Origin of the sequence: Klebsiella indica, from assembly GCF_005860775.1 — a bacterium.
Classification (GTDB): domain Bacteria; phylum Pseudomonadota; class Gammaproteobacteria; order Enterobacterales; family Enterobacteriaceae; genus Klebsiella; species Klebsiella indica.
The window spans coordinates 59,562-81,982 of record NZ_VCHQ01000018.1 but is presented as its reverse complement, the minus strand read 5'-3'; the positions used below and the strand labels follow the sequence as shown (position 1 = coordinate 81,982).

The 22,421-nt window shown below is 49.9% G+C and carries 22 protein-coding genes, 1 tRNA gene and 2 pseudogenes; 6 read left to right on the top strand and 19 right to left on the bottom strand.

The features are described 5' to 3' along the window. Window positions 1-23 precede the first annotated feature (23 nt). From FE839_RS14640 to FE839_RS14610, 7 genes are all read right to left on the bottom strand, one after another. Entirely contained in the window at window positions 24-1,325 is a 1,302-nt protein-coding gene (locus FE839_RS14640) for a BNR repeat-containing protein (protein ID WP_138361534.1), read from the bottom strand. Further along, window positions 1,322-2,599, bottom strand: coding sequence for an MFS transporter (locus FE839_RS14635; protein ID WP_138361533.1), 1,278 nt, complete (start codon window positions 2,597-2,599; stop codon window positions 1,322-1,324). Before FE839_RS14635 ends, FE839_RS14640 begins: the two co-directional genes overlap by 4 nt. Before the next feature lie 628 nt (window positions 2,600-3,227). Further along, the gene (locus FE839_RS14630; RefSeq protein ID WP_138361532.1) at window positions 3,228-3,752 is read right to left on the bottom strand and encodes a phospholipase D family nuclease; all 525 of its coding nucleotides are present in this window, start codon (window positions 3,750-3,752) and stop codon (window positions 3,228-3,230) included. A gap of 305 nt (window positions 3,753-4,057) precedes the next feature. After that, window positions 4,058-5,005 (bottom strand): RnfABCDGE type electron transport complex subunit D, encoded by a 948-nt coding sequence (locus FE839_RS14625; protein ID WP_138361531.1) that lies wholly within the window; start codon window positions 5,003-5,005, stop codon window positions 4,058-4,060. A 285-nt stretch (window positions 5,006-5,290) separates the two neighbouring features. After that, window positions 5,291-5,809: an iron transporter gene (locus FE839_RS14620; protein WP_138361530.1), complete on the bottom strand. Its 519-nt coding sequence runs from the start codon at window positions 5,807-5,809 to the stop codon at window positions 5,291-5,293. 15 nt (window positions 5,810-5,824) lie between these two features. Further along, window positions 5,825-6,640 carry an FTR1 family iron permease gene (locus FE839_RS14615; protein ID WP_138361529.1) on the bottom strand — a complete coding sequence of 272 codons (816 nt, stop codon included), beginning with the start codon at window positions 6,638-6,640 and terminating at the stop codon, window positions 5,825-5,827. Window positions 6,641-6,644: 4 nt separating this feature from the next. After that, window positions 6,645-6,986, bottom strand: coding sequence for a cupredoxin domain-containing protein (locus FE839_RS14610; protein WP_138361528.1), 342 nt, complete (start codon window positions 6,984-6,986; stop codon window positions 6,645-6,647). A 285-nt stretch (window positions 6,987-7,271) separates the two neighbouring features. Here FE839_RS14610 and FE839_RS25010 point away from each other — a divergent pair, with 285 nt between their 5' ends. Continuing rightward, window positions 7,272-7,394 carry a hypothetical protein gene (locus tag FE839_RS25010; protein WP_277753115.1) on the top strand — a complete coding sequence of 41 codons (123 nt, stop codon included), beginning with the start codon at window positions 7,272-7,274 and terminating at the stop codon, window positions 7,392-7,394. A gap of 287 nt (window positions 7,395-7,681) precedes the next feature. Here the strand turns inward: FE839_RS25010 and FE839_RS24885 are convergent. The 8 genes and pseudogenes from FE839_RS24885 to FE839_RS14565 all read right to left on the bottom strand — a co-directional run. After that, a pseudogene (locus FE839_RS24885) lies at window positions 7,682-7,856 on the bottom strand (flavin reductase); the annotation flags it as partial. Between the two features lie 145 nt (window positions 7,857-8,001). Beyond that, window positions 8,002-8,886, bottom strand: a complete 885-nt coding sequence (locus FE839_RS14595) for a DMT family transporter (RefSeq protein WP_138361527.1) — start codon at window positions 8,884-8,886, stop codon at window positions 8,002-8,004. After that, window positions 8,886-10,256 carry an amidase gene (locus FE839_RS14590; RefSeq protein WP_138361526.1) on the bottom strand — a complete coding sequence of 457 codons (1,371 nt, stop codon included), beginning with the start codon at window positions 10,254-10,256 and terminating at the stop codon, window positions 8,886-8,888. The genes FE839_RS14595 and FE839_RS14590 overlap by 1 nt, the downstream gene beginning before the upstream one ends. Beyond that, a complete protein-coding gene (locus FE839_RS14585) occupies window positions 10,253-10,471 on the bottom strand; it encodes a hypothetical protein (protein WP_138361525.1) in 219 nt (72 codons plus the stop codon). Before FE839_RS14585 ends, FE839_RS14590 begins: the two co-directional genes overlap by 4 nt. Before the next feature lie 9 nt (window positions 10,472-10,480). Then, the gene (locus FE839_RS14580) at window positions 10,481-11,491 is read right to left on the bottom strand and encodes an ABC transporter substrate-binding protein (protein WP_138361524.1); all 1,011 of its coding nucleotides are present in this window, start codon (window positions 11,489-11,491) and stop codon (window positions 10,481-10,483) included. A 2-nt stretch (window positions 11,492-11,493) separates the two neighbouring features. After that, window positions 11,494-12,330: an ABC transporter permease gene (locus tag FE839_RS14575; RefSeq protein WP_138361523.1), complete on the bottom strand. Its 837-nt coding sequence runs from the start codon at window positions 12,328-12,330 to the stop codon at window positions 11,494-11,496. After that, the gene (locus FE839_RS14570) at window positions 12,327-13,118 is read right to left on the bottom strand and encodes an ABC transporter ATP-binding protein (RefSeq protein ID WP_138361522.1); all 792 of its coding nucleotides are present in this window, start codon (window positions 13,116-13,118) and stop codon (window positions 12,327-12,329) included. Before FE839_RS14570 ends, FE839_RS14575 begins: the two co-directional genes overlap by 4 nt. Continuing rightward, entirely contained in the window at window positions 13,111-14,028 is a 918-nt protein-coding gene (locus tag FE839_RS14565) for a carbon-nitrogen hydrolase family protein (protein WP_138361521.1), read from the bottom strand. Before FE839_RS14565 ends, FE839_RS14570 begins: the two co-directional genes overlap by 8 nt. Window positions 14,029-14,158: 130 nt before the next feature. On the opposite strand from FE839_RS14565, the gene FE839_RS14560 reads away from it, so the two are divergent. Both FE839_RS14560 and FE839_RS14555 read left to right on the top strand, forming a co-directional pair. Then, on the top strand, window positions 14,159-14,815 hold the full coding sequence (locus FE839_RS14560) for a helix-turn-helix domain-containing protein (protein ID WP_138361520.1): 657 nt from the start codon (window positions 14,159-14,161) through the stop codon (window positions 14,813-14,815). A 55-nt stretch (window positions 14,816-14,870) separates the two neighbouring features. After that, window positions 14,871-15,299, top strand: a complete 429-nt coding sequence (locus FE839_RS14555; RefSeq protein WP_138361519.1) for an aspartate/glutamate racemase family protein — start codon at window positions 14,871-14,873, stop codon at window positions 15,297-15,299. Window positions 15,300-15,430: 131 nt separating this feature from the next. Here the strand turns inward: FE839_RS14555 and FE839_RS14550 are convergent, their stop codons facing one another. Further along, window positions 15,431-16,300: a LysR family transcriptional regulator gene (locus tag FE839_RS14550; protein WP_138361518.1), complete on the bottom strand. Its 870-nt coding sequence runs from the start codon at window positions 16,298-16,300 to the stop codon at window positions 15,431-15,433. A 216-nt stretch (window positions 16,301-16,516) separates the two neighbouring features. Between FE839_RS14550 and FE839_RS14545 the strand changes: the two genes are divergently transcribed. Together FE839_RS14545 and FE839_RS14540 are read left to right on the top strand one after the other, a co-directional pair. Further along, complete coding sequence (locus FE839_RS14545) at window positions 16,517-17,494, top strand: hypothetical protein (protein ID WP_138361517.1); 978 nt, start codon at window positions 16,517-16,519, stop codon at window positions 17,492-17,494. Between the two features lie 125 nt (window positions 17,495-17,619). After that, complete coding sequence (locus FE839_RS14540; RefSeq protein WP_138361516.1) at window positions 17,620-18,384, top strand: sulfite exporter TauE/SafE family protein; 765 nt, start codon at window positions 17,620-17,622, stop codon at window positions 18,382-18,384. A gap of 48 nt (window positions 18,385-18,432) precedes the next feature. Here the strand turns inward: FE839_RS14540 and FE839_RS14535 are convergent, their stop codons facing one another. The 3 genes and pseudogenes from FE839_RS14535 to FE839_RS14525 all read right to left on the bottom strand — a co-directional run bounded on the left by FE839_RS14535 (window position 18,433) and on the right by FE839_RS14525 (window position 20,744). Further along, complete coding sequence (locus FE839_RS14535; RefSeq protein WP_171034891.1) at window positions 18,433-18,762, bottom strand: NIPSNAP family protein; 330 nt, start codon at window positions 18,760-18,762, stop codon at window positions 18,433-18,435. A gap of 495 nt (window positions 18,763-19,257) precedes the next feature. Further along, a pseudogene (locus FE839_RS14530) lies at window positions 19,258-20,507 on the bottom strand (tyrosine-type recombinase/integrase). A 161-nt stretch (window positions 20,508-20,668) separates the two neighbouring features. Then, window positions 20,669-20,744, bottom strand: a tRNA-Asn gene (locus FE839_RS14525). Between the two features lie 330 nt (window positions 20,745-21,074). Between FE839_RS14525 and nac the strand changes: the two genes are divergently transcribed. Then, window positions 21,075-21,992 (top strand): nitrogen assimilation transcriptional regulator NAC, encoded by a 918-nt coding sequence (gene nac, locus FE839_RS14520; protein ID WP_138361514.1) that lies wholly within the window; start codon window positions 21,075-21,077, stop codon window positions 21,990-21,992. Window positions 21,993-22,421: the final 429 nt, after the last annotated feature.

Below are 22,421 nucleotides of genomic sequence, written 5' to 3'. Positions count from 1 at the left end.
CGTCGTAAGGACGGGTTTCCATCTTACTCAATACCGGTATCAATCAACTCCAGTTGCGTAGCACCCACTTCAACAGGGTGGGGAACGTCGCGGAAGATGGGTAGCGTTTCCCAGCGTAGCCAGTAGCGGTGTTGTTCGTGCCCGTCGCTGTCCAGAGCGGCAACCAGTTGAACCACCGCGTCAGGGTGAATATGCTGTCGGGGCTGGCGTTGCGTAGTGCACATGGCCCGGTAAACTGCTTTATCAGCAATGACCTGCAGTGTTTCTTCATCGATTATCCATATCCCCCGGCCAGCGTTTGCTGTCTGCCATTCAACTTCCAGTCGGGAATGCCCCACCGGACGCGGAGGACAGAGGATCACATCAGGGGGGATGGAGCCTGGGCCTTTGAAATCCCAGCGGAAATCCCATCGGCTGATTTGTTTTTTCAGCCACGTACCTTTACCGTCAGGCCTTGCGAGCCAGGCCTGGGAATAACCCTGTTCGTCGTAGCGATGGAAAATCAGCACAGGACGCCCCTGATTATCAAATCCCACTTCCTGAACCATATTGATCAGACCCTCTTCCGGTGCGGCAGGGTCGACAATTTCTCCTGTTGAACGGGAAATGGGTAATGTCAGTGGCTTGCCAGCAGAGGTTTCCCAGTGCAGCAGATCCCGACTGCGGGCATAGGACAAATTGTTGTTGGTTTCACAATGGGGCGTTTCTCTCCACATCCAGATCATGTGCCAGTAACCATCTGGCCCGACTACCGGTGGTCTGGCATAACCATTACGTTCCCCGTCACCATTGAGTAGCGGCGTGTCCAGCAACCGGCCCCAGGTTTTACTCTGGTCATCCCAGCGGTTGTATATATCATCGCCGTTGCCGCTGCATCCATCCCGGTAGCGAAACAGCAATCGTCCGTTGCTGTCTTTAAAAAAGAGTGGATAGGTGGCTCGATTTTCGCGCTCGCCCACCATTGATAACACAGGTTGTATTGAGCAGATATCCAGCGGCTTTTGTGAGCGATAATAAATTAACGGATCGACATGCATGTTACCGGCCAAATGAATATAACCTTCAGCATCAATAGCCAGTGTCAGATAATTGTGTGAATCATAATCCGTTATATTTGAGAAGCGATGTCGCTCCTCAATCCAGAAGCCCTCCGGCTGGAACGTCTCCCATTCTTCAGCGAACGGTGCCCGACAGCCAATGGTTATACGGTGGGACGGGTCATACCATGCGGCAAACAAATATTCCTCATGCGTAACCAGACAGTACAGAACGGTAAAATCTGCACATGCCTCACCAATTAGCGAGGGAATAACATCTTGTTTCATAAACTACGCTCCTGATGGACTAAGGTGTTTTTTTTGGATAAAAAATAGATTGCAAGAATAATGGCTCCCAGGGGATGAAGTAGTGCGCCGGCATAAATCGGTACGGAATAACCAAAGTGGTCAATAATTGTCCCTACAAACCCATTGAAAATAATGGAACTGATTCCACCTAATGCACTCATAATGCCAATAGCGGTGGCAATGGCTATTCTTGGGGCAAGGCCGCCCATCATAATGGTTGCCATGCTTAGCCAGGCCGTACACATAAAATTGATAACCGTCATAATACCCGTTGCGGCAATGTCATTGGTGACAGAAGGTAAAAGGAAGACCAGTGGAGAAAGACAGGTGACCGACCAGATAATAATCAGTCGCGCACGTGTTGGCTCAATGCCACGCGCCACCAGACGGTCTGAAATTTTGCACACCAGAAGTACGCCAAATACGGCGGCAAGCGGTGGGAACCACATTAATTCCCCCACACGGGATAATGAGAGCCCTAGCTTTTCTTGCATAAATCCAACCTGCCAGTACTGATAGAAAAACCAGAATGGATCGGTCAACAGACGGGCGAAAATCAGTACCCAGATAGGTTTAGAAGTGAGTACCAGCCTGTAGCGTTGAGCCATTGTGATGTGGGTCTCGTCAGGCCTAACCGGTGCATTGTCTACGGCAACCGGTGAGCGACGACTGGCCATAAACCACAAGAATCCAATAACCACCCCGGCGATGGCCGGAATAAAGAACGCCCAACGCCAACCGGTAGAAAGGGTGACCCAGGCGACAAAGGGCGGTGCAATAATAAGCCCAAGGGACTGGATAATATTTGTTAACTGAAAGGCAAAGGCCCGCTGTTCTGCTTTAAACCAGGTAAATACCGCCAGGGTTAATGCCGGTACGACACCGGATTCAGCAATACCTAATAATACCCGTCCGGCTAACAAACCAGTCAGTGAAGTTGCAAGTCCGGTAATTAATGTGGCGGTCGCCATTAATACCATCAACCCCGTAATAACAAATCGACTGCCATATCTGTCGACCAGCACACCGGAGAAGAAATACATGATGGTATAAGGTATCATAAATGCGGTGATCAGTAATGAATAATCGGTATTGCTGACATTCATTTGATGCATCAGGGTGGTTTTCAGTATCGAAACGATTTGTCTGTCAAAAGAAAAAAAGAAAAGTACGCAACCCAATAATACCAGCAGTATGGCGACCGGAAGATCGAATTGCCTTATTTTTTGTAATGATGCTGTGCTGCTATTCATAACTACTCCGCATTAAGTTTCAGGGCTCAGGTAAGTAATAACAGTAGCGAGTATAGGGAGAGGGAGTCGGCTGTAATCCGCCTGCTGCGTGCTCTGTGAATGACGTCATTGTGATTTGAAGATTTATGACAAAAATTGTCAGTGGCTGGCGTTTTTGTGAAAAAGGGATGGTCGCCTACGCGCTTGTAATTGTGTCGCCGCTCGTTGGGTTTCTTATCGCTTGATACCTGGACCGTCAGCCATGAAAACCACAGATGCTTATCGTGAGATAAATAGCTTTTTACAGTGGTGAGGAGGAGAGATTCACGGCCGGTGTAAGTACCGTTTTGCGCAGTGATAAACATTTAGTCATGGCAGGCCCACCTGTACGATAAACAATCAATTACACGATCGCCTGTTTCTGCTTCCATTGGCGAAGGTCTATTTCGGACGATGAATCAGGGGTAGCTTCCGTTCCTTCGTGAATATCGCTCTTCCACGTCTCCATTTTGATACGGCGAGCTTCTGCTGAGGACCTCATTAAGCAGACCAGACATCCGTGGGAGATGATTCAATAACCCACCCGATGCGGGGAAAAGGCATGAGCAGATGATAAATGGCCGCAAGCCAATGCGGCCCTGAGGGAAGATCAGTCATGATGGTTAAGTGGTCTGGATTCGTTCCAGAGGCGGTTAAATTCCTGCTGATATTTTGCCGCCAGTTCGGGGGCATTGCGGATCAACAAAGCATTTTCAGCGTTGTGTTTGTCTGCACTGATGGTGTAGTTAAAGGAGCCGGTTTCTACCGACCGGCGGTCGGCGACAATAAATTTGTTATGCATGGTGGCGTAATGTCCGTCAAGACGTACCGGGATATGGTGATTGGCCAGAAATGTTGCTGCCGTATACCGATCGCTGTTGGCTTTTTTATCCGCCACAACTCGTACCGACACACCGCGCTGCCTGGCATTTAGCAGTGCTATCGCGATTGGTTTGCTGGTGAACAGGTAGGCTGCCACGTCAAGGCTGTGTCGGGCGCTGTTAATGATGCTTAAAACGTTGTTCTGCGCATCATGAGAAGTGGAGGGTGAAAAGCCTACCACAATTTCTGGCGGCTGCCCCGCCATAACGGGCATGACCATCGCAAAGGTCAGGGCAAAAATGAGCTTACGCATCGTGCTTTCACTCCGGTTGCTGCGGTTCGTCAAGAGTATATACCCTAAATAATTCGCGTTGCAGAACAAAACTGTTAACCGTTTTGTACAGCGATTGCGCTGTTCACGAAGGGGGCGGTCCGGGAATGGCGCCCGTTATTGCCAGCACATAAGCAACGTAAAGTATGACGGGTATAAACCGGAAAACAGAGTATATGGCTAAATAACGAATTGATTTTAATCAGTCCAGAAAGTTGATATCCCGACAGGTAGAGCCCTGCCTGGCAGATCAACAAGCAAGAGGCCATTCTCCCTCATGCTGAGAACTAAATTGATACCCTGCGACCCGGCAACTGACGGTGCAAACCATAACACACCGCGATAATTATCTGAGCAGCAATCAATGACAGCAAGGTTCCCTCGGCAAACGGGCCATACCGTCTGAACAACACGCACAATACACCAAAAATGAACGCATGCGCATATTGATACCCAGGACTCAGTTGATTCAGAAAACGGTTGCGCAGCATAAAGATTAATGCAAACAGAAAACTTCCCATCAGCATCTGTTGGCCGATAACCTGCCAGAAATTTGTATCGGCGCGGAAGAATGACCAGGTCATCGTAAACCCCAGCAGGCCGAAGATAATCGGGCGCAACCGTAGCGACCCGCACCACAACAACAACAGCGCGCCAGCCAGAATCGCAATTTTCGACGTTTCGCCGGGCGCGCCATTCCATGTCCCCAGTAGTACTGTTTTGAGCGACACAGCAGGACAGAGATGGTGTGAGAATGCACATATACGCTGCATCTGGAGCGGCGTCGCACCTGAATAACCCTCAATATGCTGCTGCCAAAGCGTATTATCGGTCTGTGGCAGATGGCAGAGAAAGACAATAAAACGGGCAGCAATTGCCGCATTAATCGAATGCGTCAGCCCACCGATGTTGACTGATTTACACGATAAAATAAACCCGGCGAAGGTTGCCAGCAACACCAGCCAGGGTGGCGTTGTCAACGGCGTTATTGCCGCGATAATAAAAACACAATAGATCAGCGTCTGCGGCGGGTGAGAGCTGTTAAAACAGTGCGTGGCCAGGATAAATAGCAATGCGCCGGAGACGATTGCGCCAAGAAAAGGTAATACAGACGTGACCAGGTAATGAACAGGAGGCTCCCCATGTTGCGCCTGTATTAAAAAAAGATTAATAAACCCACTTAACAATGCGGGTGTAATTGACACAATGAAAATAATGAGGTTCTTATTGCGCATTTTATTTCAGACCTTGCCACATCAGGCATAATTTGTATGTTCATTCGAGAGAAAATATCGCTATATACCCCAAATAATGCGCCTTGCAGGACGTATGCAATGCAGAAATCCCCGGGAGCCGATTGTCGTCAGCGGCCGGGGGGGCGAGGAAAACCAACACATCTGCAAGCTGAAGTATGAACGGTAGATAATCAGATACCGAATACTTCCGATACAGGATATGAAACAGGACTAATGCAGCAGACGCCTGACAGGAATACCTTTCTCCTGAATCACACCGTGTTATTACGCCTGGGGATATTTAAAAGTAAATGTCTCAACAAAGGGTTTAAACCAGGGGCCCAGGCCCGTCTCTTTATCAATATGCCGGGCATATCCTTTTTCATCTGGCGGCGTGTATTTAATAAAGACTTTATATGTCCCTGGACCAGCCATTTGTACTGAATGCGCATAATGAGAGCCATCTTTAGCAGACATCGGCAGCATCTGGCCAAATTCCATATAATTACTGTCTCCGACTTTCTGAACAACATAATCGATGGTCAAATAAGGTATCCATGCATCAGGCGGATATCCCCATTTATTATCCTGAGTCGCATGAACATCTGTTTCCAGATGCACGACATCTTTCCCCATCACCATTGAAGTCGGCATGGGCGATGTTTCAATATTCAGCAGATAAGAGGAAGCTATTTCCATTCCATCTTTATACACAGGTCCTCCGACAGGGTACTCTTTTGCATAAGCACTGCCTGCCATCATGCCCCCGGCTATCATCACACAGCCGATAATTTTCTTCTGCATAGCGCTAACTCCTGTTTATTGAGTGACTGAATATTTGCGTTTTAAATAAAAACGTAGTGTGTAAACCACGACAAAAACCAATACCCACGAACAAATCTGGATCCCCATCGGAGTGGCTGTGTAGCCAAAAATAGTGCGCGCAAGGTTCCCCGCCCAACTGTTATCAGACAACAGAAATGCGCTATTCCAGACCTGAGCGCCCAGATCAGGCAATATGTCAACACTGGCCAGTATTCCCACGGCCTGGCTGGCGAGGCCTGCGGCAATAATCACCAGAACAAAATTACTCACCATAAAAATATAACGTAACGGGATCAGTATCAGGCCAGAATACAGCGCCCATGATACCAGCGCGCCGCAGACAATACCTGCAATGCCACCCGCCAGCATACTGGTGTGAGAAATACCAGAGGACAGTGACAGGCTATAAAGAAATAACACAATCTCTGAACCTTCCCGTAATACTGCTATTGCGACAATAACCGTGATAGCAAAATAACGGCCTCCGCGCGCCAGAATTTTCTCCGCTTCGCTGCGACTCTCGTTTGCCAGTTGCTTCCCTTTAATTGACATCCACAATACTTGCCAGGAAAGCATCACAACGGCAAGGAGAAGGATAACCGCATTAAAAACTTCCTGCCCAATACCATAGAGCATGTTTTCCAGTTGGTTAGTAAATAATGCCAGCAACACAGCTCCGCAGATCCCGGCCAGAATACCGGTTATCACCTGCATTTTAATTGTCACCCCTTTACAGGCGGCGAGAATAATAGAAATAACTAAACCTGCTTCCAGCACTTCCCGAAAAACGATTAAAAGTGTCGCCAGCATAAGATTAATTCCCGCTAACAGTTAACCAACCGCTCACACCTGTGGTGCTGTAGTCATCGAAAAATTTATATTTACCGCTCTGAAGTGGCCCGGCGAAAACAGTGATGGTATTGCCTGGGGTCGCTATTTTTTCAAACTTCATGTCATAGCTTTCCAGTTCAGCTACACGTTGTGTTTGATTCGTCATCCGTATCATGAGTCGTTGCCCTGGTTTTGCCGTTAATGTCGCGGGGGAAAAGCCATTATTGGTTAACATTAACGTCAGAATCACACGATCTGCAGCCTCCGTTGTTCCTGCAAATAATAAGCAGGCGGACAGGACTACTCTGGTTAACTGTATTTTCATTGCCGGATATACCGTGCTGCAAATGGATAAATAGCATTTAAATGAAAAGAGAAATCATTATCAAACCAATTACTGTTTCTTTGCAACAGCATGTGTAACAACACGCCATCAAATGTAATAAACTGTATTGCCTCGTATAAAAGGTCCGGCGTAAGTGTTTGCACTGAAATTTACCGTTTCGTAATAGATGGCACTGGCGACAAACAGTTGCTGGTTGGCGGCGCTGAACGAGCTGGTGGTCACAGCCATAAAGTAGTGAATCTCAGTGTTGTGCACAGGGCCTCCATGATGTCAGCCTTGCCGATCGATCATGACCTTCCGGCCCTGCTCAGCCAGATCCCAATACAGACCAGTCATGATTTGCAGCGCTTCGCAGGCGATATCGGCGAGCAGATGCTCATCGGGTGAATGCTGGGAACGTGTCGGATACGAGTGGGGTAGTCACAATATGGGCACATCAAACGTATCAAGAAAGCAGGCATTGGGTAAGCTGCCACCGAAATTTGGCAGCACTGCGGCTTCCTTTCCAGTTGAACGCCGAATGGAGACGAGACTCCAGCCGACCCGGGGATCGTCAGGATCAATACGCGTGGCTTTAAAACAGTTTATCGGCGCCACCACTGCTACATCGTGAAAACCTTGCTGGTCAAGATGTTGGCGAATATGGCGGGCAAAGTTGTCCACACTGCTATGGGAGGATTTATCCAGCACTACTGTCAGTTTGGCAGGTGTGAAATCCAGACCACAAAACCAGGATGTAGCCATAACGTTTTCAATGCCATCATGGATGGCAGATACCAGTGTGGCTGGCCCATGATTTATCAAGCGGTAGGTCTTTTTAAGCTCGGCTGAGGTGAAATAGGGGGGCATTGTGTCTTCGTGTCACCGTTGGCGGAAAAATAAGGTAACGACCTGAGTCATTTTACATTTTCCTCGACAAACATCGCACCCACTGGCGCATTGGCTTTTATTTATCTGAACAAGGGAGCGGAAGTAACTGTTGGTTTGCGCAGATTTAAACTCGCTGCTTATCAGACAACCTAATCCGCAAAGCCCTTTGAGGCAGAATAGCAAACAATATCCCACCCACAATCAGCGCAGCCCCACCGAGCTTGGCGTGATCAAGTCGCTCACTAAATACCCATACCCCCATCATCATCGCCAGTGCAGGACTAAGCAGTGACCACGGCAACAATTGGCTGGCGGGGTAGCGTTTCAGTAAGCCATACCATAAGGAATAGGCCAGCAGCGAAGATCCCAGCACACTATAAATCACGCCGAGCCAGCCACGCCAACCCGCAGCCAACAGCAAGGGTAACTGATTGGTCTCAAGCAACGCGGATGCCAGTGCCACCATCGGTAAAGCAAACAGCGACAACCAGCCGGTCATCGCCATCGGCTTAATTGGTGGCGCAAGCTTTACTAGCATGGTGGTGACGGACCAGCCGGAGGCGCTGATAAGCAGCAGAAACACACTCCGCCAGGATGCCAGAGAAGGACTACCTGCAAGGACAATAACCCCGCTCAGTGCCAGCAACACTCCAAAGATGCGCCGCAGTGTCAGGGTTTCTTTTAGCCACACCGCAGCAAGAATCATGGCAAACGGTGTGCCCATCTGGATCAACACGGCGGTGCTGCCTGCATCAGTGCTGCGCATGCCGAGCACCATTAATCCGAAGTGAATAAAACCAAAAGTGAATGCCAACAATACCAGCCAGGGCAGTTGCTGCCGCGTCACGGGATGAAACGGCACCAGCAACAGCGCCACTAACAGAAAACGCAGCGCCAGCATAAACAATGGCGGCAGCTCCATCAGGCCAAACTTCATGGCTATCACATTAAACGCCCAGCCACAGACGATCAACAGCAGGATCAGCACATCGCGTGTTCCGGGTGCCATCACTCCGCCAGCCGGGCTGGCTTCTGCAGATGATAGTCATGCTGCTGCTGGAACAGCCGTGCCAGCGCCAGCAGACGTGTTTCGCTGCCATCAGCGCCGATAAACTGCATCCCTGTCGGCAATCCGCTTTCGTCAAAACCGGCAGGTAAACTGACGGCAGGCAGCGCGGAGAGACTGGCGAGCGCGTTGTAGCGCATATTCCCGGTAAGCACGTTGTCGTGACGATCGCCAATCTGTACCTCATGTACATCTTTGGGCGGTGCCGTAAAGGGCAGCGTCGGCACCATAATCATGTCAACATACTGAAGTTGTTGCATCAGTTGCAGTCGGATACCGGTACGGAAACGCTGCGCCTGAAGATACTCTACTGCCGTGATGCCCAGCCCGGCCTGCAACAGCTTGCGCACATCATCGCCGTAGTCCTGCGGACGCTCCTGCAACCAGGCGGTGTGCAACGCGGCGGGTTCCGCAAGGTTGATCAGCATCAGCGCATTTACCGCTTGTTCCAGGCCCATCAGATTGATGGTTTTGCACTCGGCACCCGCTTCCGTCAGCCAGCGGATCATCGACTGGTAGGCTCTGTCGACTCCGGGTTGAACTTCAATCTCGCCCTCCGGTAACAGTCCAATACGCAAACCACGTAACTGCGGCAGCGGTGCCAACGTGGAGGCCGATACGCCAAGCATCACATTAAACATCAGCTCACACTCTTCGGCGTAACGTGCCAGTGGTCCGACGGTGTCGAGGCTGGTAGCCAACGGAAATATTCCTTGGGTGGAGAGGCGCCCCACACCTGGCCGAAGTCCGGTAATGCCGTTCATTGATGAGGGCAGGCGAATCGAGCCGCCAGTATCCGTTCCGAGCGTGCCAATGGCACTGCGCACCGCGGCGGCAACCCCCGATCCGCCGCTGGAGCCTGCCGGAATACGTGATTCATCCCATGGATTACTGCACGCACCGTAATGCGGATTTGCAGTGGTGCCACCCCAGGCAAATTCATGCATATTGGTGCTGCCAATGATGATGGCACCAGCCTGTTTCAGGCGGCCCACGACTTCAGCGTCCTGTTGGGCAATCGACCCGCTCAGAATTTTGCTGCCGGCGTGCATTTCTTCACCCGCAAGGTCAATATTCGCTTTGATTGCCAACGGAATACCATGCAACGGCCCCATATCGTATCCTTGATCCAGCAACTTCTGGCTGGCTTCCGCCAGGGCAAGCGCTTTGTCTTCATACACCTCGGTAAAGGCATTCAGATCCCGGGTGGCACGCTCGCGTGTCAGGCAGGCGGTGACCAGTTCGGGAACACTGAGCTGACGGGTACGTAATTGTTGACCGATCATCAGCATCGAGTTATCAAGCAGATTCATTGCGCCTCCGTTTTTATCAGTGTGGCGACAGGTGCATGCAGAGGAGACACCCAGGCCGTTGCGGGCAGCAGGGTCGGCGTAAAATGCCGGGTAGCAAATGCCGAAACACTCGCCGCTCGCCTTTCACTATCCTCCAGTAATGAGGTTAGGGACCCGGCTTCCACCGGGCAGGCATGTTGAATTAACGCGAGGCGCAGGGCGACAGGATCATTCATACCAGCTCCTTATTGATCGCCCATGGCGTCAACCACCGCTTTGGCTTTGGTTGCCAGCACCGTATTGACGTTGTTCTGGTACGAGGTGGCATCGGAGGGATAGGCTTTAATGTTTTTCGCGTACAGCGCGATGTTCATGTTGTTGTCCCATGCCTGCTGAGAAACCAGAACGTTTTCCGGATACCCTTTGGCATCAATCTCGCGTTGTACCGCTTTCTGCACCACTTCAACTGGCAATGACGGGAAGTATTTATGGGCGATAGTCACCGCTTCTTCTGGATGCTTGTAAATAAAGCGAGATGCTTGCTCAAATGCGGTCACTACCGCTTGCGCTGATTGCGGGTTTTTGTCGATATAGGCTTGGGTGGTGGTCAGGCTGGAGAAGGCGAACGGATACCAGGATTGCGCGGCCGAGAAGGAGTACACAACGTGCAAGCCGTTCTGTTGCTCGGCCATAGTGACCTGCGGTTCTGCCGCCAGCGCATAATCGGCACGACCTGCAGCCACCGCCGGGATCTCGTTACCAATCGCCACATGTACCAGCTTCACGTCTTTCAGGTTCTGCTGTTTGATCAGATAACTCATAAACGCCCAGGTGGTATCAGGTTGCGGGCTGGTCACCACGCGTTTTCCTGACAGATGCGCGAGATTGTTCTGGAGCGGGGTGCTGTCTTTGCCGAAGACAAAGATTGTGGGGGCATTCTGCACCCCGGCCACGACCACGCCGTTACCACCATTCTCCCGTGATTTCGGCACAAACACCGGATCCTGAATGGAAAAATCTGCCGTGCCGCCAATTACCGCAGCCCATGACTGCGCACCACCACCGCCGGTGCTGATCTTCACATTTACACCCTGCTTTTTAAAGAATCCCTGCTCCTGCGCGACATACAGCGGCAGGTAAAGTAATGACTGAAAGGCCTGGTTGATACGGACCGGCGTTTCAGCAGCGAAAGCTGATGATGCCAGAGTGAACAACGAGAGAGCGACACATACACGGCGAAGACGAAAAGTTTTCATGATTATTTCCTGTCCCAGGAGAGAATGAGGCGTTCAATAAAAGCAACCAGAGCGTTAAAACAGAGCATCATCAGCATGACCAGCACGATGCCAGCCAGTACAGTGTTCATACCGAAGTTGGAACTGCCCAGCAGGATCATATGACCCACACCGTTATCCGAAGAGATGTACTCGCCGACAATCGCGCCTACCAGCGCAAAGCCAACGTTGAGGCGTAAACCCGACAGAACCCACAGCATTGCAGAGGGCACCACCAGCTTGATAAAAATGGTGCCGCGACCAGCGTTGAACGAACGCAGCAGGTTGATCAGATCCGGATCGGTACGCAACGCGCCTTTATAGGAGGTGGTCAGCGAAACCACCACGCAGGAGAACGCGACGATAACCACTTTGGACAGCATGTCGGTACCGAACCAGATGATGGTGATCGGTGCAATCGCCAGAACCGGGATGGCCCCAATGGCGGCGATAAAGGGCGCGGCGAGATCGGAGATAAAACGCGAATACCACAGCAGCAGGCCAAGTACGGAACCCCCTACCGCCCCGACCACGAAACCAATCAGCGTTTCACTGGCGGTAACACGGATGTCGGTCAGCATTTCACCCGACTGGAAACGTGTGACCAGCACCTCCCACACCCGTGACGGGCTGGAGAACAGGAAAGGGTTGATACCGCCGCTGTGCACGCCGAGTTCCCAGCCACCCAGCAGACAAACAACAATCAGCACTTGCAAAGCCAGCAAGGTATAGCGCCGCGCATTGAGGGTGCGGAAAAAGGCTTCGTGTGGCGTGCGACCACCGTGGCTGGCGACCGCAGGACGAGAGGAGAGGGCGCTCATGATGCTGCTCCTGCAGTGGTTGGTTGTGCGCCGATACTGCGCCAGATCTGCTCGTAATAATCGTTAAAGCGTGGCGACAGTCGGCGCTCAGGAATGGAGAGGCTGTCAGTACCAAGATCGACCTCAATCTCCTGCACAATCTCGCCTGGACGGGCTTTCATCACATATACCCGGTCAGAGAGCGTGACCGCCTCTTCAATATCGTGGGTAATGAAAATTACCGTCTTATGTTGCTGCTTCACCACCGCGAGCAGTTCACTCTCCAGCGAGATCTTCAACGGATAATCGAGCGCTTTGTAGGCTTCATCCATCAGGATGATTTCCGGGTTGGTAACCATAGTGCGCATCAGTGCGACGCGCTGGCGCATGCCGCCGGAGAGCTGAGACGGGTACTTTTGTTCGTAACCTTGCATATGATAAAGGTCAAACAGCACCCGGGCGCGTTCACGGGCCTGGGCCTTTGGCGTGCCACGTACTTCCAGACCGAGGATCACGTTGTCCACCACGGTACGCCAGGGAAATAGCAGATCCTTTTGCAGCACGTAACCCAATTCCGGCGATGGTGTACCGGTAGTTTCGCGGTTTTTCAGTAGGATGCTGCCACTGTCTGGCATCAATAGTCCGGTGATGATATTGAACAGTGTCGACTTGCCGCAGCCGCTCGGCCCGACAAAGGACACAAACTCTTCACGATTAGCGTGGAAATTGAGGTTACGAAGCACAGTGACATCCCCGTTCGGCGCGGGATAGTTTTTATGTATTCCCACCGCTTCCAGCACTTTACTCATAGCTCTCTCCCAAAGGCTGAGCGTGACGGTTAAAAACGGTCAGCGGCGATGCGGGTGCGCTGACCGGAACGTAATCTTTCAGGAAGAAGTAACCGAGATAATCAGTGCTGCGCGCGGCACGAATGTCGGCACGCACATCAACAGTGGCGAGGGCCATTCCTTCTTCGCTACCGCTGTCGGCAATGATGTTGCCGCGAGGATTGATGATACGGCTGTGACCATGGTAATGCAGATTGCCGTGCTGACCGCACAGATTGGATTCGATCATCCAGCATTGATTTTCCAGTGCACGTATGCGGCCAAACAGGGTGTAACTGTCGACCATGGGATCGGCATCGCCGAGGCTACCATCGCCGCTATAACCCCAGGCCGTAGGCATAATCATGATGTCTGCCCCTTTCAGCGCCAGCTCACGGGTGCTCTCAGGGAAAACTTTATCGTAGCAAATTAGCATGCCGATACGACCGAGCGCGGTGTCAAATACCGGGAAATCACTGCCGGGATAATAAACATGCTTTTCGTCCCCTGGCTGATGCACCTTGCGATAGACACCGATCAGACCATCCGGCCCCGCCAGCACCGCGCTGTTGAACAGCACCTCGTCATGCTGTGGGTGATGTTCCGTCATGCCGAACACAACATGAATATTCAGGCTGTGTGCCTTTGTCAGTAGCGCCCGGACGCTTTCGCCGTGAGGGATGACTTCTGCCTGCGCCATCTGCCAACTGACCACATCACCATTCCAGCTCAGCGTGTCGGGCAGATAGCCTTGCAACACCTGTTCAGGAAATACCACCAGATCCGCACTGCTATCAGCAGCGCGTTTCATCCACTTCAGCAGATTGCTGAGGTTGCGGGCTTTATCATAATAAGCGGGTAAGGTTATGCTGGCGATTGTGATCTGGCTCATAATTCCTCCGACTTTTTTCTTAAACTGCGATGAAGGAGAGCTTTTCGCTAATATTTTTTTCTTATGTGAAAATTTTTATCGTATGTGAGAAACTACATCTCAAGGTCACGCGAATAGGGAAAAGACGCTGATGAAAACGCCAAGACAACATGAAAAAACCGGGCTAGGGGCGGCCCAGACTAGTGAGATGGATTTTGGTCAGCGCATAAAAACGTTACGTCTGACGCGCGAGTTAACCCTGGAGCAGGTAGCAGAGCTGAGTAGCGTGTCGATTTCCACGCTCTCCAAAATCGAAAAGGGACAGGTATCGGCCTCATTCGATACCATCGCAAAAATCGCCGGAGCCTTTGACTATTCTCTGGCGGAGCTGTTTGCTGAAGAGTTACCGCCGCAGCGGCAGGCGGTGATGATTCCGACCATCCATGGCCGACGAACCTCGACCCTGTCTGGAAAAGGGTTGAAGTTCAGCAACCCTTGGTTTGATTATGAGGTGCATTCAGCTGAGCTGCTGATGAAGGGCATGACACCGGTGGTGATGGAGATCGGCACCCGAGAGATCCCACCGCAGAGCGCATGGTCGCAGCATGAGGGTGAAGAGTTTATCTATGTGTTATCTGGCAAAGTCAGCCTGCATACCCAACTGTACACACCGCTGACGCTGGAAAAAGGCGATAGCGCCTACATTGACAGTACCATGCCGCACACCTTTGTACGGGAAAGCAGCGAAAGCGCTAGCCTGTTATCGATTTGTCTGACGGAGAAATTGGATTTTCCTGAAGCAAATTGAGAACTGAGCAACCAAATCTAAAACAGGAATTTTTTACAATCGATGATACTGTAACATGTGCTTTGTTGACCACTTCACTGACAGTGCGCTTGAATCCTTGCCAGCAGAAGCAGGTAAAGTCGCAATACTTGCCACCGGGCCAACGCATGAAGCCGGTTTTTATCAGCAACGGATAAGAGATTCAGGCAGAGAGGTGATTGATTCGCAGGAGCTTCGTTCCACAACCACATCGTTAATTGGGTTAGTAAAAGCAAAAGGCTTCAGGGACCCGGAGGTTCAGGCCAGATGGCATAATTTAATGTCGATGGTGGGGAGCACTCAGGCCGATGCTGTTCTTATTGCATGTACAGATCTTAGCCCACTGATATCGAGGAATTCTTTTAACTTTGCCATCATGGATACCGCGACAAGCCTCTCCCGAGCGACAATAAGGCACTACAGACGACTGATTGAGGAAAAAAATGATTCTGGTACGGCACGTTAACTGGTTCATATTCAGTGATTATTGATCCTCGTTAAAATTTATTGTATTACACCATCAGGTGTTTTAGAGCTGCGAAACACGCTACGGCCACGTTCTCGCGGTGTGATGTGCTGATTATGGCCATAAAAAAGTCATACATCGTTTAATTCAGCACGCAATAACGTTTCAAACGCATTACGTGAGTGATGAAGGTCTATTCTGCTATTTTTTATAAAGTAATTTTGTACGGGAAATAACTCGTTAAAAGTATACCCCCTGATATTACCTGTTCTTTTGAACTGCTCAAAAAAGCCAGCAGGTACCAGCGAGACACCGGCTCCGGAGCTGACACATCCAAGAATAGTTCCGTAGCTTGCAATGCTGGTGATATCGACCGTGACCTGATGCTGATTGACCCAACGCTCCAGGGCCTGTCGGTAAGGACACCCGTGCGGCCACATATAAATCCGTTTACCTTTCAGGTCCTGAGGGGCAGAGATCTCTCCCGTAAAAGGAGAGGCAATGAATACCAGTGATTCCTGGTGAGCATTCACATAAGTGATATCCGGATGGTCATCTTTTGTCGCGATAACAGCACAATCGAGTTTATGCCCGGCGACATCACTGACTAACTGTTGCCATGTCCCTGTACAGAACTGCACCTGGACTGCAGGATAGTTCTGGTGGAATTTTGAGAGAACCATTGGTAGCCGTCCTGTTGCGGCAGATTCAATCGCTCCGATCCGTAGGATCCCGGCAGGTTCTGATGAGGGCTCAAGTGCCCGGCGGGCTTCCTGGCAGTAAGTCAGTATTTTGCTGGCGTACTCAAGCAGTATTTCTCCCGAAGGTGTGATGACCAGGCCGCGCCCCTTGCGGATGAAAAGAGAAACACCCAGTTCCGTTTCCAGGAGCTTGATTCTGTTTGTGATATTTGAAGGAACGCAGTGCAGTATTTCGGATGCTCTGGCAATGCTACCCTGCTCGGCGACGGTTTTAAACATTTTCAGCTGAGATAAATCCATCCCTTCACACCTCACTAAAAGTGAATAATTAACTCACTATAAGTCAGTTGTAGTGTGTTAATCAATCATCCTACAATGCCAGGAGCAGGTGGAATCAGACATTATTTTTTAAACGCCGTAATGAAAACCGGAAATAGTCAATTTTTCATTCATTTACCAATGAATGGTTCAGGAGTCTTTAAATACTTTCAGTCCGTGAATAACAGAGGTGAATATATGACTTCCTTATCTTTGCAAGGCTGTGATGACATATCGAAAAAATCTTATTCTATGCAGGAACTGGGTGAGATATTCATCGATGGTTTGCCTGAACATATCGCAATGTTAAAAATTCCTGGTCGCTGGATAGCCGGAGATGTTCGCAGGTCACCCGTGCCCGTGTATATTGATCATGTCAAAGACATTCAGAATATGATGTATGAAGTTCTTTGTCATGAGATAACCCAGGAGGCACAGGCTTATGCGGAAGGGACTTCTTTTGCCTTTCTGCAAAAGGATAAAGTTGATCCCGGTGTCCTCAGCTTCTTTAACGGCTGGAATGAAACGCACAAAACGACAAGCCTGGTATCCGGAAAAATAATCATGCGCCTGTCCGCTGATGCACTTTATATTTCACATGAAGATCAGGCTATCTATCATAACGTTCTGGCTCATATGCATGAAGTAACAAAAGATGACTTTGGACTTGGCCAGAAGGGGCATGACGGAATGTATAAATATATGACAAATGCTTTCAGGGCCGCAGCCTGGGTTGATGATCAATATAAAATCAATGAGTGTAATGAATTCTCTGATTTCCTCTACAATACTGGCATTGCAAAACATAAGTCTGCAATGCGTTCTCCTGAATATCTGCAGTCTGTCATGGATGCCATGATGGTCTCTGTCGCTTCTGAACTCTGGAACGGACGCGAATACAATTTTCTTGCTCAGTTTATAGAGGGGAAATTATTGTCCTTCAATGCGTCGTTAAATGAGGACACTAAAACTCTGCGTAACGCCAAAGGTTATGTCATGGGCCATGCCGGGGAGGTGGAAAACAGGCATGGCTTGCATGCGCTGGCCGCGTTACAAGCCTTTGGCCGTATCGCGGGGCTGTCATTCGATACAGAACGACTTAAACATGTCATGCTTGATTATAACAGGAGAGTTGGCGTGGCTTTTTCTGCATTACAAAACGTTCTGACTCACTGAAATACGGAACTGGCTATCCTATTGTTCGTTGCCTGTTATGGGGCAGGTAATGATGCCTCAGGTGTTACAAGAGAAATAAGTTTAAAATATGTCTTTATTGCTTTTGCGGGGGACTGTAATAAGTTATGAATGTTGATATTTCTCTTTTTGCTCTGGGAGGCTTCGCTTTCTGTGGTGGTCTGATCGATGCTGCTGTTGGTGGTGGAGGGCTTGTTCAAATTCCTGCGCTTATTCATGCGCTACCTGGCTCCAGTCTGGCAACTATTTTTGGCACCAACAAACTGGCAGTTCTGCTCGGGAACGCATTTTCTGTCTCAGGTTATCTCCGCAGGGTAAAGATTATATGGAAGCTTATTATTCCGACAATGGGCGCTGCATTTGTTTTTTCATTCGCTGGCGCATACACTGTCTCTCTTATACCACGAGAGTTTATGGAATATCTGGTTTTTGTAGTCCTTATTATTATGGCAGTCTATACGTTCATAAAAAAAGATCTGGGACGACTACATACTGATATCAGGATTGGTCTGAAAGAGATACTGTTGGGGATAGTGTTAGGCGCTTTTATCGGATTCTATGATGGTATATTCGGAGCAGGCAGCGGAAGTCTTTTATTGTTTGCCTTTGTTAAATATTTTGGTTTTGATTTTCTGAATGCTTCTGCATCAGCCAAATTAATAAATCTTGGGACTTTTACTGCTGCACTGCTTTTTTTTGTGCCGTCAGGAAATGTGTTGTGGATAACCGGAGGTATAGTCGGTATTTGTAATGTTGCAGGGGCGATTACGGGCGTATTTTTAGCCTTGCGGTATGGCAGTGGGTTTATCAGAGTTTTTTTCCTGATACTATTACTGTTTCTCATCGGACGTATGGGGGTTTCCATTCTCTGAATCAGTCTGAAAGTAATTTTCATACTGTACAGATTGTTTCATTAATGTTTATAATGGAGATGAAAACCCAGCCGCTTCCAGCACAATATCCTCTATAGATAACACGGGTTCAGGCGTGGTTTCCCAGAATTGTTTTTTAATCGTGCGCCATTCTTCATCTGCCATAAATTCTGCCCATGAGTTGTTCATGGCTGTTTTGTCTGTCCATGAAAGCAGGTATATAAACCGGAGTCTGGCACTTTCACCGGATAACCACATAGCCAGTATATTAAAACCATACTTATCTCTCATGATTCTGGCAGCGTGTTTTTCAAATCTTGCCAGAAATTTATCACGTAAATCCGGGTTTATTGTATAAAGACGAAGCTGATTAATCATTATACCTGTCCTCGTAATTCTGCATTTGCCTGTAACGGGAGTCAGGGTGGCTGCATGTGATATCAGGGCCTGATGGAGCAGACTGTAATCAGACGAATTCAGCCCTGAGTAGACCCGTGCCACCGAAATACCGGTTAGTTTGTGTCCTGTGCCCATTGAACAACTGCCCCTCAATACATAGCACCAGAAACGGCCAGGCGCAACGAGAGGTTTTCATACACAGAAACAAAGCTTCGGCACTGGTCCGGGGCAGAGATGAGTCACCTGTCTGGTCAGCGGAGCGCATTCAGACGGTCATCGCGGCAACCTGCTACAAAAGCAGGTTCTTCTAAATTTGGCTCATCTGACTGGCATAGCCTTTCCCTGTAACTGGCTAATAAGCTTGACCCTTACCCGAAATCCTGCTCCATTTAGAAACAGAATTCCGGCATGATAATGACTCTTCTGAACGAAGATGGTGCCGATGAACAAGAACCGCTATCCCGAAGAACAAATTCAGGCGGCGGTATCGCGCTTTTCCCGGCACTGAATATAGGGCGGGACGTAATATTCACAGCACGTATTCAGATAATCTGACCACCACTGCATCATCGCCTTACGGGCTTCCAGATGCTCAGCCTTATGAATGTAAGCCAGACGCACGGTGTTGCGCTCCTGATGACTCATCTGGCGTTCCACCGCATCCTGCGACCATAAACCGGATTCCATCAGGGCACTGCATGCCATTGCCCGAAAGCCATGACCGCAGATATCCTGTTTCGTGTTGTATCCCATCAGGCGCAGTGCTTTATTGACCGCGTTTTCGCTCATCGGCCTGTACGGGTTATGGTCGCCGGGGAAGACCAGTTCATAAGCATCGGATATTTCCTTAATCCGTTTCAGAATGGCGATGGCCTGTTCTGAGAGGGGAACAATATGCGGCGTGCGCATTTTGGCACCACGCCCGGAATAACGCACACCGGTAATAGCTTCACGTGTGGCGGGTATGGTCCAGAGCCGGTGTCTGAAATCAATCTCTGAGCAGCGGGCAAAGCGCAGTTCACTGGAACGGATGAACAGATGCAGCGTCAGCAGGACAGCCAGCCGGGTGAGTTCCCGTCCCTGGTGATATGCCTCAATGCGTTCAATCAGTTCAGGCAGCCGCTCCAGGGGCAGGGCAGGATAATGCCGTCTGACGGGAGGAGCCGTCACACCGTTAAGGTTTGCCGCCGGGTTGCTGTCGATTAACCCCTGATGAACTGCATGACGCATGATATTGCTGAGGTGCTGCCGCGTGCGGGACGCAACTTCAAGCAGGCCTTTTTCCTCAATCCCTTTCAGCAGGTCAATGAAATGCCGGGGTTTAAGCTCCGTAACGGGCAGATATGCCTGTTCAGGCTGGCAAGCAGACGGTCGGCAGTGTTCTGCGACCATTTCTTATTGCTTTTATGCCACGCCAGCGCCACGGCTTTAAACAACTTCTCCGGTGTGCAGGCTCCGCGTTCAGCGGCACGTTGCTTTGTGGGATTGATGTTCAGCGCCAGCATCTTGCGGATACCTTCACGCTGCTGTCGAGCATCGGCCAAAGATACTGCGGGATAGGAACCCAAGCCGAGACGAGATTCTTTTCTATTAATACGATATTTGAGATACCAGAGACGTGAACCGCCTGGATTAACCAGCAGGTACAGACCGTGAGAATCAGAAACTTTGAAGGGTTTTGCGGATGGTTTTAAGTTGCGGATTTTTGAGTCGGTAAGGGACATTTGGGGGTCACTCCATTATCGAACTAACCTGACCCCAAATCTGACCACCAAATTCTCCCGATGCGGAGGGAAAACTGAAAATGCATCGGGAAGACTTTCCACGCTAACCCATTGAATCTTAATTAGATAGGGATTCGTAAGGATGCATGAAAACAGGAATTTGGCTCCTCTGACTGGACTCGAACCAGTGACATACGGATTAACAGTCCGCCGTTCTACCGACTGAACTACAGAGGAATCGTGTGAACGAGGCGCATATTAACGATGGCGCCTAACCTTGTCAAAGGCTGAATAAGCGAACCTGGTTCGTTTGCTGACTATTTCAGCAGGACGTTTATTTTTTCATCATTGCGCGGTTTTGTGCACCGCTATGGTGCATTTATACCTCTAATGGGGCATACCACAATCCGCTTACCGGGCAACAAAATCACGGTTTGCTATCAGTATCCCTTATTATGCGGCTTGCAGAGGTATTTGCATCATAAGTTAAAAGCTGGCAAGTAAATTGCAAAACCTTCTGCATCTAAACGACTGGTGATGGTACTGGTGTTCCTTACAGGAGGCAAAATGAACTTAAGACGACTGAAGTATTTTGTAAAAATCGTCGATATCGGCAGTCTGACCCAGGCCGCTGAAGTCTTGCACATCGCACAACCGGCATTAAGCCAGCAGGTTGCGACCCTGGAAGGTGAGTTGGACCAGCAACTGTTGATCCGAACTAAACGCGGTGTCACGCCAACCGAGGCAGGTAAAATCCTCTATACTCACGCACGCACTATTCTGCGGCAGTGTGAGCAGGCGCAACTGGCGGTTAATAACGTTGGTCAGACACTAAGCGGCCAGGTGTCTATTGGCCTGGCCCCGGGGACGGCTGCGTCAGCAATTACTATGCCATTATTGCAAACCGTGCGTAATGAACTTCCTGAAGTCATGGTGTATTTGCAGGAAAGCAGCGGCACGATCCTCAACGATAAGCTGATTGACGGCCAGCTGGATATGGCGGTGCTCTATGAACGTTCGCCTGTCGCTGGGATCATCAGTCAGCCATTGCTGAAAGAGGACCTCTACCTGGTTGGTACGCGGAATTGCCCGGGGCAAAGTGTGGATCTGACAGCGGTGGCGGAGATGAATCTGTTCCTGCCGCGCGATTATAGTGCCGTTCGCGCACGGGTTACCGAAGCTTTCACCCTACGGCGGCTGTCGGCAAAAATTATTGGTGAAATTGAATCGATCACCACTTTAACCGCGGCAATTGCCAGCGGTATGGGGGTCACTGTTCTGCCGGAGTCTGCCGCCCGTTCGCTGTGCGGTGCAGCTAATGGCTGGATGGCGCGAATCAGCACGCCTTCCATGAGTCTGTCGCTGTCCCTCAATATGTCGGCTCGCGGTAGTTTGTCGCCGCAGGCGCAGGCGGTGAAAGAGATTTTGATGTCGCTGGTGAGCCGACCATCGCTGGAAAATCGTGAATTATTGTTAGTGAGCTAAGCCATATTTCGGGATGGAATTTTTATTGTTGATCAGCAGGAATAACAGACTGTCAACAATAGAAGATACAGGCGGCCTGGTGGCGCAGGTGAAAGGGTTATTTCTGGTAAATTCAATATTATTCGTACCGCGGCCCGTCAGGATTATTGCCTGACGGAAGTCGTCAGCCCGCTGGTTGCCAATGCGTTGGTAATAATATCGGGTCTTATTCCGGTTTTCGCGGCTGCGAGAGGCGTACAAATCCGCTTTTGGCGGATTTGTCGTTGATTTCCGTTATCTTTTTTCTCTGCTCATTGAAGGTATATAAGCGAATTTCTGTTTCTCACCATGGCTCAGCCTCTGGTTGAGCAAATTCGTTGTTGACCAATTGGGTGCCCGCCTGTCGCATGAACCGGTCTTTGTCCTCATCCTTTCGCGTCCAGTGTCCGT

What these genes read in the sequence shown, in the direction of transcription:
- FE839_RS14540 (WP_138361516.1), top strand. Translation starts at nt 17,620, where the DNA reads ATGAATGTTGATATTTCTCTTTTTGCTCTGGGAGGCTTCGCTTTCTGT.
- FE839_RS14565 (WP_138361521.1), bottom strand. Translation starts at nt 14,028, where the DNA reads ATGAGCCAGATCACAATCGCCAGCATAACCTTACCCGCTTATTATGAT.
- FE839_RS14590 (WP_138361526.1), bottom strand. Translation starts at nt 10,256, where the DNA reads ATGAATCTGCTTGATAACTCGATGCTGATGATCGGTCAACAATTACGT.
- FE839_RS14640 (WP_138361534.1), bottom strand. Translation starts at nt 1,325, where the DNA reads ATGAAACAAGATGTTATTCCCTCGCTAATTGGTGAGGCATGTGCAGAT.
- FE839_RS14620 (WP_138361530.1), bottom strand. Translation starts at nt 5,809, where the DNA reads ATGCAGAAGAAAATTATCGGCTGTGTGATGATAGCCGGGGGCATGATG.
- FE839_RS14635 (WP_138361533.1), bottom strand. Translation starts at nt 2,599, where the DNA reads ATGAATAGCAGCACAGCATCATTACAAAAAATAAGGCAATTCGATCTT.
- FE839_RS14545 (WP_138361517.1), top strand. Translation starts at nt 16,517, where the DNA reads ATGACTTCCTTATCTTTGCAAGGCTGTGATGACATATCGAAAAAATCT.
- FE839_RS14570 (WP_138361522.1), bottom strand. Translation starts at nt 13,118, where the DNA reads ATGAGTAAAGTGCTGGAAGCGGTGGGAATACATAAAAACTATCCCGCG.
- FE839_RS14550 (WP_138361518.1), bottom strand. Translation starts at nt 16,300, where the DNA reads ATGGATTTATCTCAGCTGAAAATGTTTAAAACCGTCGCCGAGCAGGGT.
- FE839_RS14535 (WP_171034891.1), bottom strand. Translation starts at nt 18,762, where the DNA reads ATGATTAATCAGCTTCGTCTTTATACAATAAACCCGGATTTACGTGAT.
- FE839_RS14555 (WP_138361519.1), top strand. Translation starts at nt 14,871, where the DNA reads ATGTGCTTTGTTGACCACTTCACTGACAGTGCGCTTGAATCCTTGCCA.
- FE839_RS14625 (WP_138361531.1), bottom strand. Translation starts at nt 5,005, where the DNA reads ATGCGCAATAAGAACCTCATTATTTTCATTGTGTCAATTACACCCGCA.
- FE839_RS25010 (WP_277753115.1), top strand. Translation starts at nt 7,272, where the DNA reads ATGATGTCAGCCTTGCCGATCGATCATGACCTTCCGGCCCTGCTCAGC.
- FE839_RS14630 (WP_138361532.1), bottom strand. Translation starts at nt 3,752, where the DNA reads ATGCGTAAGCTCATTTTTGCCCTGACCTTTGCGATGGTCATGCCCGTT.
- FE839_RS14575 (WP_138361523.1), bottom strand. Translation starts at nt 12,330, where the DNA reads ATGAGCGCCCTCTCCTCTCGTCCTGCGGTCGCCAGCCACGGTGGTCGC.
- FE839_RS14595 (WP_138361527.1), bottom strand. Translation starts at nt 8,886, where the DNA reads ATGGCACCCGGAACACGCGATGTGCTGATCCTGCTGTTGATCGTCTGT.
- FE839_RS14610 (WP_138361528.1), bottom strand. Translation starts at nt 6,986, where the DNA reads ATGAAAATACAGTTAACCAGAGTAGTCCTGTCCGCCTGCTTATTATTT.
- FE839_RS14585 (WP_138361525.1), bottom strand. Translation starts at nt 10,471, where the DNA reads ATGAATGATCCTGTCGCCCTGCGCCTCGCGTTAATTCAACATGCCTGC.
- FE839_RS14615 (WP_138361529.1), bottom strand. Translation starts at nt 6,640, where the DNA reads ATGCTGGCGACACTTTTAATCGTTTTTCGGGAAGTGCTGGAAGCAGGT.
- FE839_RS14560 (WP_138361520.1), top strand. Translation starts at nt 14,159, where the DNA reads ATGAAAACGCCAAGACAACATGAAAAAACCGGGCTAGGGGCGGCCCAG.
- FE839_RS14580 (WP_138361524.1), bottom strand. Translation starts at nt 11,491, where the DNA reads ATGAAAACTTTTCGTCTTCGCCGTGTATGTGTCGCTCTCTCGTTGTTC.
- nac (WP_138361514.1), top strand. Translation starts at nt 21,075, where the DNA reads ATGAACTTAAGACGACTGAAGTATTTTGTAAAAATCGTCGATATCGGC.